15 protein-coding genes are annotated in these 16137 nt (G+C 60.2%); 6 read left to right on the top strand and 9 right to left on the bottom strand.

What is annotated here, in order from left to right; translation table 11 throughout:
* Positions 1-666: 666 nt before the first annotated feature.
* From AB4N84_RS13875 to exaC, 6 genes are all read right to left on the bottom strand, one after another.
* Complete coding sequence (locus AB4N84_RS13875; protein ID WP_460046743.1) at positions 667-1389, bottom strand: LexA family transcriptional regulator; 723 nt, start codon at positions 1387-1389, stop codon at positions 667-669.
* 510 nt (positions 1390-1899) lie between these two features.
* Positions 1900-2427: an inorganic diphosphatase gene (gene ppa, locus AB4N84_RS13880; protein ID WP_062384817.1), complete on the bottom strand. Its 528-nt coding sequence runs from the start codon at positions 2425-2427 to the stop codon at positions 1900-1902.
* A gap of 107 nt (positions 2428-2534) precedes the next feature.
* The gene (locus AB4N84_RS13885; protein ID WP_460046744.1) at positions 2535-3353 is read right to left on the bottom strand and encodes a M90 family metallopeptidase; all 819 of its coding nucleotides are present in this window, start codon (positions 3351-3353) and stop codon (positions 2535-2537) included.
* A 4-nt stretch (positions 3354-3357) separates the two neighbouring features.
* Complete coding sequence (locus AB4N84_RS13890) at positions 3358-4005, bottom strand: DedA family protein (RefSeq protein ID WP_460046746.1); 648 nt, start codon at positions 4003-4005, stop codon at positions 3358-3360.
* Between the two features lie 438 nt (positions 4006-4443).
* Entirely contained in the window at positions 4444-4896 is a 453-nt protein-coding gene (locus AB4N84_RS13895; protein WP_074756974.1) for a GNAT family N-acetyltransferase, read from the bottom strand.
* Between the two features lie 348 nt (positions 4897-5244).
* Positions 5245-6765: an acetaldehyde dehydrogenase ExaC gene (gene exaC, locus AB4N84_RS13900; RefSeq protein WP_460046747.1), complete on the bottom strand. Its 1521-nt coding sequence runs from the start codon at positions 6763-6765 to the stop codon at positions 5245-5247.
* Positions 6766-7087: 322 nt separating this feature from the next.
* Here exaC and AB4N84_RS13905 point away from each other — a divergent pair, with 322 nt between their 5' ends.
* The 4 genes from AB4N84_RS13905 (at position 7088) to AB4N84_RS13920 (ending at position 11507) form a co-directional block, all read left to right on the top strand.
* Positions 7088-9004, top strand: a complete 1917-nt coding sequence (locus tag AB4N84_RS13905) for a sigma-54-dependent Fis family transcriptional regulator (protein WP_460046749.1) — start codon at positions 7088-7090, stop codon at positions 9002-9004.
* 244 nt (positions 9005-9248) lie between these two features.
* A complete protein-coding gene (mpl, locus tag AB4N84_RS13910) occupies positions 9249-10598 on the top strand; it encodes a UDP-N-acetylmuramate:L-alanyl-gamma-D-glutamyl-meso-diaminopimelate ligase (protein WP_460046750.1) in 1350 nt (449 codons plus the stop codon).
* Entirely contained in the window at positions 10595-11224 is a 630-nt protein-coding gene (ubiX, locus tag AB4N84_RS13915; RefSeq protein WP_074756983.1) for a flavin prenyltransferase UbiX, read from the top strand. Before mpl ends, ubiX begins: the two co-directional genes overlap by 4 nt.
* Entirely contained in the window at positions 11217-11507 is a 291-nt protein-coding gene (locus AB4N84_RS13920; protein WP_074757112.1) for a YceK/YidQ family lipoprotein, read from the top strand. The genes ubiX and AB4N84_RS13920 overlap by 8 nt, the downstream gene beginning before the upstream one ends.
* Positions 11508-11643: 136 nt before the next feature.
* Here AB4N84_RS13920 and AB4N84_RS13925 read toward each other — a convergent pair whose 3' ends face one another.
* The 3 genes from AB4N84_RS13925 to AB4N84_RS13935 form a co-directional block, all read right to left on the bottom strand.
* A complete protein-coding gene (locus AB4N84_RS13925) occupies positions 11644-12285 on the bottom strand; it encodes an oxidoreductase (RefSeq protein WP_074756985.1) in 642 nt (213 codons plus the stop codon).
* 127 nt (positions 12286-12412) lie between these two features.
* Positions 12413-14137 carry a C13 family peptidase gene (locus tag AB4N84_RS13930; protein ID WP_460046751.1) on the bottom strand — a complete coding sequence of 575 codons (1725 nt, stop codon included), beginning with the start codon at positions 14135-14137 and terminating at the stop codon, positions 12413-12415.
* Between the two features lie 141 nt (positions 14138-14278).
* Positions 14279-14734, bottom strand: coding sequence for a MaoC family dehydratase (locus AB4N84_RS13935; protein ID WP_346832851.1), 456 nt, complete (start codon positions 14732-14734; stop codon positions 14279-14281).
* Positions 14735-15061: 327 nt separating this feature from the next.
* Between AB4N84_RS13935 and AB4N84_RS13940 the strand changes: the two genes are divergently transcribed.
* Together AB4N84_RS13940 and AB4N84_RS13945 are read left to right on the top strand one after the other, a co-directional pair.
* Complete coding sequence (locus tag AB4N84_RS13940) at positions 15062-15424, top strand: CidA/LrgA family protein (RefSeq protein WP_460046752.1); 363 nt, start codon at positions 15062-15064, stop codon at positions 15422-15424.
* Entirely contained in the window at positions 15421-16137 is a 717-nt protein-coding gene (locus AB4N84_RS13945) for an LrgB family protein (RefSeq protein WP_074756992.1), read from the top strand. The genes AB4N84_RS13940 and AB4N84_RS13945 overlap by 4 nt, the downstream gene beginning before the upstream one ends.

The following is a 16137-nucleotide window of genomic DNA, read 5'->3' on the forward strand; positions in this document are numbered from 1 at the left end:
GCGGCTTTTGAATCAATGGGTTGTATGTAACGCGCGGTGGCGTTTTATCCCGAGAGAGGGACGGATGTCAGGGGTTTTTACAGCGGAGTAAGTTGCGTGTGGCTTATTTAAAGTTTGCATAGGTGAGGCGGGGGAGGAGGGAATACTGGCGCCAGTGTTTGGGGCATCGCACGCTGGATCGCTTTTGATTCTGGCCGAAGGCCGTAGGAGCAAGCTTGCTCGCGATCTTCCGGGCACCGGCAGCAAAGCCAGACGACTCGGAACGTTGGGGGCCGCTACCAAGCACGGTGGGCGGCTTTCACACATCAGGTGTAAGTTGGTCTAGATGACGACGGCGACTTCGGTGTTCCAGTCTTCGTCCTCATGGAAGCAGTGGCTACGACTCAGTCCAGACGAATTTAAGCGGCTTTCAGACATTAAAAAGCCGGCTTGTGGCCGGCTTCTCGGTGACAGGTTTGGTTAGTTTTTGGCTATCCGCACCCATCCGCAAAAGTGCGCGCTACGAAGAGGCGCTTGTGAGGTAGACGAGGCGGTCGCGGGGACTTTGCCTGGTCGGTCACCCGTCCGCGGGTAGCCGAGGGGTGTTGAAACGAAGGCGTGCAGGATACTCATGTTCGCGGCGGATGCCCAGCCTTGATGCGCTGCCATTGTCCTTTTCCTTGTGAATCAAGGCATTGTCGCGGGGTGGCGGCGGTTGTTGAGGGTGGACCACCAGAAGATCCAGCCGAGGATGTGGATGTTCTGTTCCTGGATCTGCTCGGCGCTGAAGATTTCGTCGGGGTATTCGGCGGCATTGTGGCTGCGCAGGCGCAGGCCGCCGCCGGGGAGCCGGTAGAGGTATTTCACGCGCAGCATGCCGTCGTGTTCGAGGGCGTAGATTTCGCCGTCGATGACGTGGGTGCGGCCTCTGTCGACGCCGATGAGGGAGCCGTCCTGAATCTTGTCGGCCATGCTGTTGCCGTACATGGCGACGCAGATGGCGTTTTGCAGTACGACGTCCATGGCTTCGAGGATGCGTCGTGCAAGTTTGACGCGGTGGTTGGGCGTTTCGCTGACGGTGGTCTGGCCGGGGTTCTGGGTGGGCAGTTCGGTGTACAGCGGGATGTCCAGTTCTTCGCGGCTGCTGCGTTCCGGGCGCAGTTTCGCAAGGCCGCTCAGGCCGCGCTTGCCGCGATCTTCGCCGGGGTGTTTGGGCCCCTCGCCCGTGCGCAGCCAGCGTCCGTTGACGCTGAGCAGTTCGGCGACTTCTTCGATGCGTGCCATGGGGATGCCGCGTTTGAACCAGTTGTTCACGTGTTGCGGCGTCACCTTTCGGTTGGCGGCGAAGTCTGTGGCGGAGAGATGGCACTCCCGCAGAAGGACGCGTAGTCGATCACCTGATGTATTCATGGCCCGAAGTTTACGGAAGGTTCAAGTTTGTTTAAATGAACGAAGTGTTCAAATGAGTGGAGCGTCAACCTTGTAATTGAGTGTCGGGATTACAGGGTTTGAAGGCGTTTGTAGGGTGTTTCTTTCACTGTTTTGTTTGTGCTCAACAGTGTTTGGAGGGGCGCGAGAGTGGCGGTTTTGAAGGGATGTTGCAGAGGCTGGCTTTTTAGAGCACTGGTTGTTGGGTGGCTGATGAATATCAGTGTCTTGATTGTTGCCTGAATGGGCGGATGTTTTATTGGGGTAAACGGATTGTTTGGGTCTCGATTTAATTAAACATTTGAATGGGAAATAGTGGGGAATTGATACGGGTTTGACGGCGAGGGGGCGCAAAAGCGGAGGTGAGGAAGGGTTTGCGACTGCTTCGCAGCCGGTCGCGAATGAATTCGCTCCCACAGGGGGATGAGTCGAGTTCCGAGGGTTGCCCCTTCAGAACACCCGAGGCGGGCGTTCTGAAGCGAGCGAATCGGATCAGCCTTTGTAGGCAGCGACCGATTTGGTGATGGCTTCGCGAGCGGCGTCTGCGCCGGCCCAGCCTTCGATCTTCACCCATTTGCCTTTTTCGAGGTCTTTGTAGTTAGCAAAGAAGTGCTCGATCTGCTGGATCAGCAGCGGTGGCAGGTCGGTGTATTCCTTCACGTCGACGTACAGCTGGGACAGCTTGTCGTGTGGGACGGCGATGACTTTAGCGTCGCCGCCGCCGTCGTCGGTCATGTTCAGCACGCCAACTGGACGGGCGCGGATGACCGAGCCTGGCGCGACCGGGTAAGGGGTGACCACCAGCACGTCCAGGGGATCGCCGTCGTCCGCCAGGGTGTTCGGGATGAAACCGTAGTTGGCCGGGTAGAACATCGGGGTGGCCATGAAACGGTCAACGAACAGGCAGTCGCTTTCTTTGTCGATTTCGTACTTGATCGGCGCGTGGTTGGCCGGGATCTCGATTGCGACGTAGATGTCATTCGGCAGGTCTTTACCGGCCGGAATCTTGCTGTAGCTCATTGGGCTTTGCCCCCTTGGTTGACCATTCAGAATCTGGCGTGCAACGCCAAAAAGTGGGCCGGATTATAGGCATATTCGAGAAGCGATGCCATGCGTGGCGGTCGGCTTCAGGCGTCGTGTTGAGCCTGATAGACCGGGTTTTCCACTTGAAGTGCCATCAAGCGCGCCAAAGGATCCTGCCGATAGAACGCCTTGAGCTGCTGATAGACCGCTGGATAGGCGTCGACCAGTAAATCCGGGGCGCTGAAGAAGTATTCGCTGGTGACGGCGAAAAACTCCGCAGGGCTTTCAGCGGCGTAGGGATCGATGGCGGTTTCGGCGTCGGGGTCGGCGTCCAGTTGCCGGTTCATGTCGTCGTAGGCCGTTTGCATCGCGTCGGTCCAGTCGCGGATGCGCATGTCGTTGTGCAGCGGCGGGTGGCCGTTGGCGTCGCCGTTGAGCATGTCGAGCTTGTGCGCCAGTTCATGGATGACGAGGTTGTAGGCCTCCCAGCCGCCGCTCGACAGTACGCCTGGCCAAGCGAGGATCACCGGGCCTTGCGACCAGGCTTCGCCGCTGTGCTCGCCGTCCCACTCGTGTTCGATGCCGTTGGCGTCGCGGTGCTTCTGCGGGCTGATGAAGTCGTCGCCATAGAGGACGATCTCGTGAAACCCCTGATACCAGTTCAAATCGCCCAGCGCGAGCAAGGGCAGTTGCGCCTGCGCAGCAAGAAACAGCCGCGATTCGTCATCCAGATCGACGCCTTCCAGCGCCGTGAGGTGTTTGGCTTGCAAGAAAAGCACGCAACAGTCGAGCAGGTGGCGATCCTCTTCGGCGCTCAGGCCATCGAGGATCGGCAAGCGCTGGCGCACCCGTTCCCAGAGCTCAGGGTCAACGGGGTTGCGCGCCAGCGTGCGGCGCTTGAGCCAGCCGCCCAGCGACCACATGGAATCAGCGCGCCTCGGCGGAACGGCTCATGCGGCTTCGAACCAGGCCGATGATCATCGGCGCCAGCGAGATCAGGATGATTACCAGCACCAGCAGGGTGAGGTTTTTCTTGATGAACGGGATGTTGCCGAAGAAGTAACCGAGCGTGACCAGACTGCCGACCCAGAGGATCGAACCCAGCACGCTAAAGCTCACGAAGCGCAGGTAGTTCATCTTGCCCAGACCTGCAACGAACGGGGCGAAGGTGCGGATGATCGGCAGGAAGCGCGCCAGCGTCACGGTTTTGCCGCCGTGGCGCTCGTAGAACTCGTGGGTCTTGGTCAGGTAGTCGCGACGGAAGATTTTGGAGTGGGGGTTCTTGAACAGCTTGTCGCCCACTGTTCGGCCAATCACGTAGTTGGTGCTGTCGCCGAGAATGGCGGCGGCCATCAGCAGGCAGCCGAGCAGCACGGGGTCCAGACCACCGCCCGCCGCGACCGCGCCTGCGATGAACAGCAGGGAATCACCCGGGAGGAACGGTGTAACGACCAGCCCCGTCTCGCAGAAAATCACCAGGAACAGAATCGCGTAGACCCAGGTGCCGTAGTTGGTCACCAGCATGTCGAGGTAGACGTCGAGGTGAAGAATGATGTCGAGGGGGTTGAATTCCATGTACGGCACCTGAGTGTGAGACCCGGTCCGGGTCGTGCGGGTCGTTAAGTAGAGGCGATGTGGGCCGCATTATAGAGGGAAGAAACGGCATGTTGCTTAGGGTGAGAGGGAGATTGAAACATTTGGTAGTGATGCGACACAGACCTCTTGTAGGAGCGCGCTTGCCCGCGAACACAGAATGCCTGCAACGTCGATGTCGACTGATCCGACGCCATCGCGGGCAAGCGCGCTCCTACACGGGGAGCTGCGGCGTTGTTCGCGATTACGGTATGCCCGCAACGTCGATGTCGACTGACCTGATGCCATCGCGGGCAAGCGCGCTCCTACACGGGAGCTGCGGCGTTGTTTCGCGAACACAGTATGCCTGCAACGTCGATGTCGACTGACCCGACGCTATCGCGGGCAAGCGCGCTCCTACAAGGGCGCTGGGGCGCTGTTTCAATTAATCGGCAGCACGTAGTTCTTGAACTGGGTGTCTTCGCGAAATCCGATCGATTCGTAGACCTTCTGGGCGACTTCGTTGTTGGCGCTGGTGGAGACGCGCATGCGGACGGCCTGGCTCTCCCGGGCCATCTTCTTGGCCTCCTTGATCAGGTGGTCGGCGACAAGCATGCGGCGGGCGTCTTCGGCGACGTAGATGTCGTTGAGGATCCAGACGCGTTTGAGCGAAAGCGAGGAGTAGCTTGGGTAGAGCTGACAGAAACCGAGCAGCTTGCTCTCGTCGTCATCGTGCAAGGCCAGGTAAATCACCGACTCATCGCGACGCAGGCGTTTTTCAAGGAACGCACGAGAGGAATCGGGGAAAGGCAGTTCGCCGTAAAACTCACGGTATTTGACGAACAAGGGGGTCAACAGGTCCAGGTGCTCCAGGGTGGCTTTGATGATCCGCATGGTTGGGCCTCAGCTTCATTGTGCAATTCATGGAAGGGGGAGGGCGCGCCTGGCATTGGGACAGACGGTTTTGACTGTGCCTAAGCGGTTTAGAAAGCGCAATCCAAAAGCGGGTTGGATTCCTGTTTGCCAAGCCCGCAACACCGCAGACCTCTGTGGGAGACGTCCGAGGTTACGAGGGCAGTGAAGGCGGTGTGTCAGGCAACTCAACTCTGATTGACCCACCACTATCGCTGCCGTCGTAACCTCCGACGTCTCCTACAGGTACGGAGGGGTGGCCAAAATGTGGGCTCGCCTGCAAGAAAAACGGCCTCCGAAGAGGCCGTCATGTGAAGCGTTACCGCTGAATCAGAAGAAGCCCAACGGGTTGATGTCGTAGCTCACCAGCAGGTTTTTGGTCTGTTGATAGTGCTCGAGGGCCACTTTGTGGGTTTCGCGGCCGACGCCGGACTTCTTGTAGCCACCGAACGCGGCGTGTGCCGGGTAGAGGTGGTAGCAGTTGGTCCACACGCGACCAGCCTTGATCGCACGACCCACGCGGTAGGCGCGGTTGATGTCGCGGGTCCAGACGCCTGCACCCAGGCCGAACTCGGTGTCGTTGGCGATAGCGAGGGCTTCGGCTTCATCCTTGAAGGTGGTGACGCTGACCACCGGGCCAAAGATTTCTTCCTGGAAAACGCGCATCTTGTTGTTGCCTTTGAGCAGCGTCGGCTGGATGTAGTAACCGGTTGCCAGCGAGCCTTCCATTTTCTCGACCTTGCCGCCGGTGAGCAGCTCGGCGCCTTCGCCCTGGGCGATGTCGAGATAGGAGAGGATCTTGTCGAACTGCTGCTGCGACGCCTGAGCGCCGACCATGGTGTCGGTGTCCAGCGGGTCGCCACGCTTGATCTTCAGTACCTTCTTCATCACCGCTTCCATGAACTGCGGATAGATGGATTCCTGAACCAGGCAGCGCGACGGGCAGGTGCACACTTCGCCCTGGTTGAAGAACGCCAGAACCACGCCTTCTGCGCATTTGTCGATGAATTCAGGCTCGGCGCTCATGACGTCTTCGAAGTAGATGTTTGGCGACTTGCCGCCCAGCTCTACGGTGGACGGGATGATGCTGTCGGCCGCCAGTTTCATGATGTGCGAGCCCACCGGAGTCGAGCCGGTGAACGCGATTTTGGCGATGCGCTTGCTGCTGGCCAGCGCTTCACCGGCTTCACGGCCATAACCTTGCACCACGTTGAGCACGCCTTTTGGCAGCAGATCGCCGATCAGCTCCATCATGACGGTGATGCCCAGCGGGGTTTGCTCGGCGGGTTTGAGCACGATGCAGTTGCCGGCCGCCAGTGCAGGCGCGAGTTTCCAGGCCGCCATCAGGATCGGGAAGTTCCACGGGATGATCTGGCCGACCACGCCCAGTGGCTCGTGAATGTGATACGCGACGGTGTTGCCGTCGATCTCGGCGGCGGAGCCTTCCTGAGCACGCAGCACGCCCGCGAAATAACGGAAATGATCGACCGCCAGCGGAATGTCGGCGTTCAGGGTTTCGCGAACGGCTTTGCCGTTGTCCCAGGTTTCAGTGATCGCGAGCAGCTCGAGGTTCTGCTCGATGCGGTCGGCGATTTTAAGCAGGGTCAGCGAGCGTTCCTGAACAGATGTCTTGCCCCACGCATCGGCCGCGGCGTGGGCAGCATCCAGGGCTTTATCGATGTCTTCGGCTGTGGAGCGAGGGAAGGTCGCGATCAGCTTGCCGGTGATCGGCGAGGTGTTTTCAAAATACTGGCCTTTGACCGGCGGCACGAATTCGCCACCGATGTAGTTGCCGTACTGGGTCTTGAAGGTAACGAGCGAGCCTTCAGTACCGGGATGGGCATAACGCATGGTGAATATCTCCTTGCTCTTGTGATTGTGTGGGGATAACGCACGGCTGCTTGCTTCAGCGGCGGTGAGGCGGCTGTGCTTGATAAGAGCGTAGAGCAAAGCGCGGGCCACTGCCGCGAGGGCCCCGGTTTATAAGGGTTTTGCTGATAAATGAGATGTTTGGCGGATGTCGTTGTGCCAGCGTCGATACGGCCAGGGTGACACTTTGTATCGAATGTGGGACAGCCCGCCGAGTTGCACCTTTGGAAGCATTGCAATGACCGGGGACGAGGAGGATGCTGGTCCACAGCTCCCCAGGCAGAACCTAGGAAGAACAATAAAAATGCACAGCAGCCCCTTCTCTCGACATGCCCAGCAAGTCCTGACCGTCGCCCAAGGCAACGCGCATCATCAATACGGCCCCGGCGCCGATCCTTCCATCGCCCGTTCGTGGCTGCGTTGCCTTGAGGACTATCACCTCGATCCCGCCCAGGCTATGGCGCCCACCGTGCTTGAGCATGCCCGCGTGCTGGAAAGCCGCGAGCGCCTGCAGCAAGTGCTGACGATTGCCGGTGGCGAGATGAACAACCTGCATCAGCAGTTATCGGGCGGTAATGCCGTGCTGCTGACCGATGCGCGGGGCGTCATCCTCAATTGCGTGACCGAACCGGGCGAGCGCAGGATTTTCGAGCGCGCCGGATTGTGGTTGGGCGCTGACTGGAGCGAGGCCAGCGAGGGCACCAATGGCATTGGCACCTGCCTGGTCGAGCGGCAGTCGGTGACGATTCATCGCGACGAGCACTTTCGCGGGCGGCACACCGGGCTGACCTGTTCGGCGAGCCCGGTGTTCGATCCCCATGGCGATCTGCTCGCCGTGCTGGACGTTTCCTCCGCTCGCCATGACGTGTCGCGGCAAAGCCAGTTCCACACCATGGCGCTGGTCAACCTGTCGGCGAAGATGATTGAAAGCAGTTATTTCCTTCGTCACTGCGACGATCAGTGGCTGCTGCGTTTCCATTTGCAGGCGGGGTCGGTCGGGCTGTTCAGCGAAGGCTTGCTGGCGTTCGACGGCGAGGGTCGCGTCAGTGCGCTGAATCAAAGTGCGCTGAACCTCTTGAGTCTCGGCCGCGCCGAGCTGGTCGGGCAGTCGGTGGCGTCGTTGTTCGATTGTTCACTGGACGAACTGATGGGCCGTGCGTCGCCTGATGCAACCACCCGCTGGCCCTTGCGGACGCGCGACGGGCGCGGATTCTTCGCACTCCTGCGTGGGCAGTCGCGGCCCGGAGCGAAAGCGCTCTCTGCTCCTCTTGCGAGTAAATCGGTTTCGCAGCCTGCGCTAAGCGGTATCTGCCTGGGCGATCCGTCGCTGCAAACGGATTTTCGTCGGGCGCTCAAGGTCTTCGAGCGTGACGTGCCGTTGTTGATCAATGGCGAAACCGGCTCTGGCAAGGAAGCGTTCGCCAAGGCGGTGCATCAGGCCAGCCAGCGGGCAGGCAAGCCTTTTGTCGCGTTGAACTGCGCGGCGATTCCGGAAAGCCTCATTGAAAGCGAGCTGTTCGGTTATCGCGGCGGCAGTTTCACCGGCGCGCGCAAGGAAGGGATGCGCGGCAAGTTGCAGCAGGCCGATGGCGGCACGTTGTTTCTCGACGAAATCGGTGACATGCCGGTCGCGTTGCAGACCCGCTTGTTACGGGTGCTGGAGGATCGGCTGGTGGTGCCGATTGGCGGCGAACCGCAATCGGTGGATGTACGAATCATCAGCGCGACGCACCGAAATTTGCTGGGCCGGGTTGAGGACGGCAGCTTCCGCGAGGACCTCTACTACCGACTCAACGGCCTGGAAATCGCCCTCCCGCCGTTGCGTGAACGCAGAGACAAGTCTCAATTGCTCGATTTTTTGCTGGAGGAAGAGGCGGGTGGTCATGCCGTGGTCATTGAGCCTGCGGCGAGGGATTCACTGCTGGCCTTCAACTGGCCGGGTAACGTGCGGCAGATGCGTAATGTGTTGAGGACCCTGGCAGCGCTGTGCGAGGACGATCAAATTTGTGTCGCCGACTTGCCGGTCTTGATCCGTCAGGCCGCTGTGCAAAAAGCGCCCGAGGCCGACCACGTCGAGTCGCCACTGGACGATGCCGAGCGCGCTGCATTGATCGCGACCCTGGAGGCGCAACGCTGGCACATGACCCACGCGGCGAAGGAGTTGGGCGTCAGTCGCAACACCCTCTATCGAAAGCTGCGCAAGCATGGGATCAATCGCTAAGCTCGACTTCAGCTTATTCCCTGTGGGAGCGAATTCATTCGCGAAAATAGTAAAGCCGACAGATAAGTGTCGGTTTCACTGGCCAATCGCGAATGAATTCGCTCCCACAGGGGGCTGCAGTGTCCTGGACGTTTGATGTGTCCATCCCGCAGGGTGTTTGAGCGCCTGGCTGTATTCCAGCAATTGAACTGTGCGAATCGACCCTCTCTACGCTAACCTGCGCGAACGTTTTAAGAGGTCGGTCATGCACATTCATATTCTGGGTATCTGCGGCACGTTCATGGGTTCGCTGGCGGTTCTCGCCAAGGATTTGGGCCACACAGTCACCGGCTCCGATGCCAACGTCTACCCGCCGATGAGCACGCAGCTCGAGGCGCAGGGCATCACGCTGATGCAGGGTTACGACCCTTCACACCTGGAACCTGCACCGGACTTGGTGGTGGTCGGCAACGCCATGTCGCGCGGCAATCCGGCGGTTGAATACGTCCTCAACAAAGGCCTGCCGTATGTGTCCGGGCCGCAGTGGCTGGCCGATCACGTGTTGCGCGGTCGCTGGGTGCTGGCGGTTGCCGGTACGCATGGCAAGACCACCACCAGCAGCATGCTGGCCTGGGTGCTGGAGCACGCGGGCATGAGCCCTGGCTTCTTGATCGGTGGCGTTCCACAGAACTTTGCGGTGTCCGCCCGCCTGGGTGACACGCCGTTCTTCGTGGTCGAAGCCGACGAGTACGACAGTGCGTTCTTCGATAAACGTTCGAAATTCGTTCACTACGGCCCACGTACCGCGATCCTCAACAACCTTGAGTTCGATCACGCCGACATCTTCCCCGATCTGCCTGCCATCGAGCGTCAGTTCCACCACTTGGTGCGCACCATTCCGAGCGAAGGCCTGGTCATTCATCCAACCACCGAGCCTGCGCTGCAGCGCGTGATCGAGATGGGTTGCTGGACGCCGGTACAAACCACCGGGCAGGGCGGTCAGTGGCAAGCGAAGCTGCTGAGCGAGGACGGCTCGAAGTTCGAAGTCCTCTTTGAGGGCGTCGTCCAGGGCGTGGTGGACTGGGGCATGACCGGTCAACACAACGTCGCCAACGCCCTCGCCACGCTGGCGGCCGCTCGGCACGTTGGCGTCGTTCCACAACAAGGTGTCGAAGCGTTGAGCGCGTTCAAAAGCGTGAAGCGACGCATGGAAAAAGTCGCTGACGTGCGCGGCATCACCATTTATGACGACTTCGCCCACCATCCGACCGCCATCGCCACCACGCTGGATGGCCTGCGCAAGAAAGTCGGCGACTCGCCGATCATTGCCATCGTCGAGCCACGCTCCAACTCCATGAAGCTCGGCGCGCATCGGGACGGGCTGCCGGAAAGCGTCGATCAGGCCGATCAGGTGGTCTGGTATGCCCCGGCCAATCTGGGCTGGGACCTGGGCGCGACCGCTGCTCAGTGCAAGGTGCCGGCGGTGGTCTGCGATTCGCTGGAAGGCATCATCGAGCGCGTGAAAAGTCAGGCCCAGCCCGGCACTCACGTGGTGATCATGAGCAACGGCGGCTTTGGCGGTCTGCACGGCAAGCTCGCCGAGGCACTGAAATGAGCGGCCCGGAGCGCATTACCCTGGCGATGACCGGCGCATCCGGCGCGCAATACGGCCTGCGTCTGCTCGACTGCCTGGTGCGTGAAGATCGTGAAGTGCATTTCCTGATCTCCAAGGCCGCGCAGTTGGTCATGGCCACCGAGACGGACGTCACCCTGCCGCCCAAACCGCAAATGATGCAGGCGTTCCTCACCGAATACACCGGCGCTGCCGCGGGGCAGATTCGGGTGTACGGCAAGGAAGACTGGATGTCCCCGGTGGCGTCCGGTTCCGGCTCGCCGAGTGCCATGGTCGTCGTACCGTGCTCGACCGGCACCTTGTCGGCCATCGCCACTGGCGCCTGCAACAACCTCATCGAGCGCGCAGCCGACGTGACCCTCAAGGAGCGCCGACAGCTGATTCTGGTGCCGCGCGAAGCCCCGTTTTCCAGCATCCATCTGGAAAACATGCTCAAGCTGTCGAATCTGGGCGCGGTGATTCTGCCGGCCTCGCCCGGTTTCTATCACCAGCCGCAGACCATTGATGACTTGGTCGACTTCGTCGTCGCACGGATTCTCAATCTGCTCAACATCCCTCAGGACATGCTGCCGCGTTGGGGCGAGCATCATTTTGGCGCCGATGAATAAGAAACTGTTTGTCCTCACCCTTGGCCTTCTGCTTACCACCGGTTGTGCAACGGTGCGCACGCTGGATGCCAATCAGCCGGGCGCGCCTGTGGTGTATTCAGGCACGCGGCTGGATCTGTATGCGATCCGAGGCGGTTGCTGCGAGAAGGACCGCTTTGGTGCCGAGGCGCCAAAATACCCGATGCTGGACCTGCCGGGCAGCGCGGTGCTGGACACCCTGCTGCTGCCGCTGTCGATTCTGACGGCGCTGGGCGTAGGGTTTCAGGCGACGGGTGGGTTGTAGGTCTGTTATGGCTAAATGACCTGTGGGAGCGAGCTTGCTCGCGAACGGTCAGTAGAACCGACACAGTTGCATCGGTTGAAAGATCATTCGCGAGCAAGCTCGCTCCCACAGGTCAACGTTGGTTTTCGTCCTGGGATTATTTCCCCAACCGCCTCAACTCATCCGACTCCACCACCCGAATCCCGTCCTGTTCTTCCAGCGCCAGGCGCCACAGCGCGCGAGCCAGCTGGCAGGCTTCGATGCCGCCGTATTTGCCGGGAATCAGCTTGGCAATTGGCGCCGCCAACTGCTCGACCAAGCGCTGGTCTTCGCGCTCGCCAATCAACAGGGAAGGGCGGGCGATGGTCAGTTGCGGCCAGTTCTGGTCCTTCAACGCTTCTTCCATTTCGCCTTTGACGCGGCTGTAGAAAATGCTGGATTCAGGGTCGGCGTTTACCGCGCTGATGACCAGCAAATGACGCGCGCCCATTTCCCGGGCGCGCCTGCCAAAGGCCACGACCATGTCCATGTCGACGGCACGAAACGCATCTTGAGAACCGGCTTGTTTGATCGTGCTGCCCAGGCAGCAAAACGCGATATCGACCCGACCGCCCAGTTCAGCGAGCAGGGAAGTGAAGTCGCCTACGGGGTTTTCCAGATGAGGGTGTTCGGCCAGCGGGCGGCGGCTTGGCGCCAATACGCGGCTGACGGTGGGCTCATTGAGCAAGCGATCGAGCAGGTGCTCGCCTGTCAATCCAGTCGCTCCGGCAAGCAGGATGTGTTGCGGCGTCAAGTACATGGTCTTTCTCCCTTGATACGCACAAGCATAGGCGCTCTATCGGAACAGACTGTGTACGGATGACGCTGGTTTCACAAAACTCACCAATTTTTCATGTTGCGGTGATGTTGGCCGCCGAAGCAGGGCATCAGTGGTTGGCCGCCGCCTTCATGCCTTTGCCGACCGACACGGTGTTCAACGCCCGCTCTGCCTGGCTTTTACGCAGTTGCTGCCAGCGTGCGAGCACGCCTTTGGGCGCCCAGATCTGCGGTTCGGAGGCGTCGAAGTTTTCTTCGATTTCCCGCTGCGCCACGATTTTTTTGGCGTCGTTGAAGGCTTGCATCAGGTCATCGGTTTCCACCAGCGCCTTGCCGAACAGGGCCTCGCCAAAATAGGTGAAGTCAGCTTCTTCGGAGCAACCGAACGACACGCGATCCTCACGGGATGCCGTGATGACCATGGTTCTGTCGTCTTTGATGGCCGGGATGAAACCGCCCGAGTAGCAGGCCGAGATCACCACCACCTTGTCTCGATTCTTCAACGGCGCGAGCACGCCGGCCATTTCGTTGGCGGGCAAGTCCGAGAGTTCGAGGCGCGGCTGGTCCAGCACCAGTTCGTGATCGTGGGTGCCGTGGCTGGTGAGGTAAATGAAGATCAAGTCTTCCGGGCCGCTTCGCTGGGCCAGAGTTTGCACGGCGCGGCTGATGTTTTCGCGGGTCGCCAGCGGGCGATCGGCCATGTGGTCGCGATGGTTCACCAGTGAAATCTGGCCGTAAGCGCCGAAGCGGCTCGACAGCAGCGTGTTGACGTAATCCGCTTCGCGCAGGAAGACACTCTGCTTGCCGTCGCCGCCAACCACCAGGCTGTACAGCTCAGTCGCAGGCGTGGAGGCCGGTACGGCGGCGAGGGCCTTTTCCAGCAACGGCCCTTGTGCGAGCAAGCCGACCTCCAGCGGATCGGGCAGCAGCTTGCCCATCGCGTCGCGCACGCGCTGACCGTTGGACCACGTGCCGCTTTGCACACTGCCGTCCGCAGCGGTCAATACGCCAGCGCCCTGGTAGTTGTCGTTGTCGAACTGGCCGACATAGAGGCTGCCGTCGGGCAATTTCAAGCGGCCTTCGCCTGCGAAACGCCAGTTACGGAATTGCCCTTGATAGTTGGTGCCGTCTGAACCGATCAGCTCACCTTTGCCGGTGAATGCGCCGTCCTTGAACTGGCCGGACCAGACATCGCCATCGGCGTTTTCATAGCGGCCGCGACCGTTCAACTGATTGTTGTGAAAGCCGCCGACGTATTGGTCGCCGTCGGCGCTGGTGAAATTGCCGGTGCCTTCCAGTTGGCCGTCGACGAATTTGCCACTGAATTGATTGCCCGCCGCGTCGCTGCGCTGGCCTTCGCCGTTGGGTTTGCCATGGGAGAACTGGCCCTGGTATTCGCTGCCGTCTTCGAGTTCCAGATGGCCGAGGCCGTCATAAAGGTCGGCCTTGAACTCGCCGCGGTAACTCATGCCGTGCTCTTTGAGCGTGCCTTCGCCGTCGCGTCGCCCCAGTTTGTAGCCGCCGACGTAACTGCCGCCGCTGGTCGTCAGCGTGCCCTGACCGTCGAACAAACCGTCCCGGAAGCCGCCTTTATAGACATCGCCGTTGCTCGCGTGCCACTCGCCCTGACCGTTCCACTGACCTTTGGCGAACTCTCCGGCATACCAGCTGCCGTTGGGGTAGTCGATGCGCCCCTTGCCTTGCAGCACGCCATTGACGACATCGCCCCGATAGCGGCCGCCGTCGGGCAAGCGTGCGTCAGCCGGCAACAGCGATTCGCCGTCACCGCACGCGGTAATCAGAAGGGTAAGGGCCAGAGGGGCAAGCGCGCGCATGGTAAATCCCGAAAATGAGGTGTTTCGGCGTGATCAGATTCGTGGACTTGTATCGAGTCGCTCACACAGCCGCAGCGAGTATGCCGTAGCCGGGAAGCGTGGTGAAACAGTCTGTTACGACTGTTTCACGTTTCAGGCGTTTTACACGAAGGCGAGAGAGAGGGGTTCAGCGATGAACGCAGGTTTGTCCTGGCCTTCGATTTCAAGCGTCGCAGTGGCTTTGAGCAGCCACTGGCCGGGCTTTTTCTCGGTGACTTCCGTGAGGGCAACTTTTAGACGAACGCGCGAATCCACCTTCACCGGTTGAATGAAACGCACGCTGTCCAGGCCGTAATTGACTACCATCTTCAGGCCTTCTGGCAGCACCAGCAGCGATTCCATGAGTTTGGGAATCAGCGAGAGGGACAGAAAACCATGGGCGATGGTCGAGCCAAACGGTGTTTGCGCCGCTTTGACCGGGTCGACGTGGATGAACTGGAAGTCGCCAGTGGCTTCGGCAAACAGATTGATACGTTCCTGGTCGATGGTCAGCCATTCGGAACTTCCCAGTTCCTTGCCTTCATAACTCTTGAGCGCTGCAACAGGTACATAGGGCATCGATACTCTCCTTAGTGAATCGTTTTCGGCGTGCGGTTTTGTTTTTTGAGGGATCTGCGGCTATAGGCTTCTTTATTGCTTCGCTCGATCGCGGTTTATGAGCTCATGTAGGAGCGCGCTTGCCCGCGATTGCTGTACGTCTGTGATGCATTCGTCGACGGACATTCCGCGATTCGCGGGCAAGCTCACTCCTACAAGGGCTGCGCCGGACTTGAAGATCAGCACGCTCAGGGCCATTGGTCAAGAATCCGAAGGCTTGCGAATACCGACCCATAGCCGACGAGACTGCGTGCGTATAATGGCGCCGCGAATTTGCTGGAGTTTTTTATGTTGCTAAGAGGCCTGACATGGCTGGTGCTGTTCCAGCTGGTGGGAACGGCGCTGAATCATTTGTTCCTGTCGATCCTGCCCGGGCCGATCATCGGGCTGGTGCTGTTGATGGTCTACCTGATGATCCGTGGAGAAGTCACCGAGCCTATCAGCCTGGCCGCCAGCAGTCTGTTGCGTTACCTGCCGTTGTTGCTGGTGCCGCCTGCCGTGGGCGTCATGGTGTACGCCGGGCAGATCGCTGACGATTTCTGGGCCATTGTCGGGTCGCTGGTGTTGTCCCTGATGATCTCGCTCACCTTTGCCGGTTGGTTGATGCAGAAGCTAATCGACCGTCAGGCCCGTCGCCGGGAGCCAACATGAGTCTGGATTGGCAGGGCGCCTGGTTGTCGGTGATCCATCACCCTCTGTTCGGCATCGCCATCACGCTGGGCGCCTATCAAGTGGTGCTGGCCGGTTACGAGAAAACCCGCTGGGTCTTTCTGCAGCCGGTGCTGGTCTCGATGCTGGTGGTGATCGGCGTGCTGCTCACCTGTGGGTTGAGCTATGTCGAGTACCGCAAGAGCACCGAGATCCTCAGCATCCTGCTGGGGCCTGCGACCGTGGCGCTGGCTGTGCCGCTTTATCTGAATCTGCGGCGTATCCGTCAGTTGTTCTGGCCGGTCTTGACTACGCTGGTGATTGGCGGGGTGTTTGCGACGGCGCTGTGCGTGGGGTTGGGTTACGTGCTGGGCGCCGATCACATGATCCTGATGACCATGGCGCCCAAGTCGGTGACCTCGCCGATAGCCATGCTGGTGGCTGAACAGATTGGCGGTGTAGCGGCGCTGGCTGCGGTTTTCGTGTTGATCACAGGCGTCATTGGCGGCATATTCGGCCCCGGCCTGTTGACCCTGGCGGGTGTGCAAAGCCCGGAAGCAAGGGGCATGGCCCTGGGGCTGACGGCCCACGCGGTGGGAACGTCGGCCGCCTTGCAGGAAGGTGAAGAGTGCGGTGCCTTTGCGGCACTGGCCATGAGTTTGATGGGTGTCGCCACGGCGTTGTTTCTGCCGTTGGCGGTGTCTCTGGTTGCTTGA

It is taken from the genome of Pseudomonas sp. S2_H01, assembly GCF_054668305.1.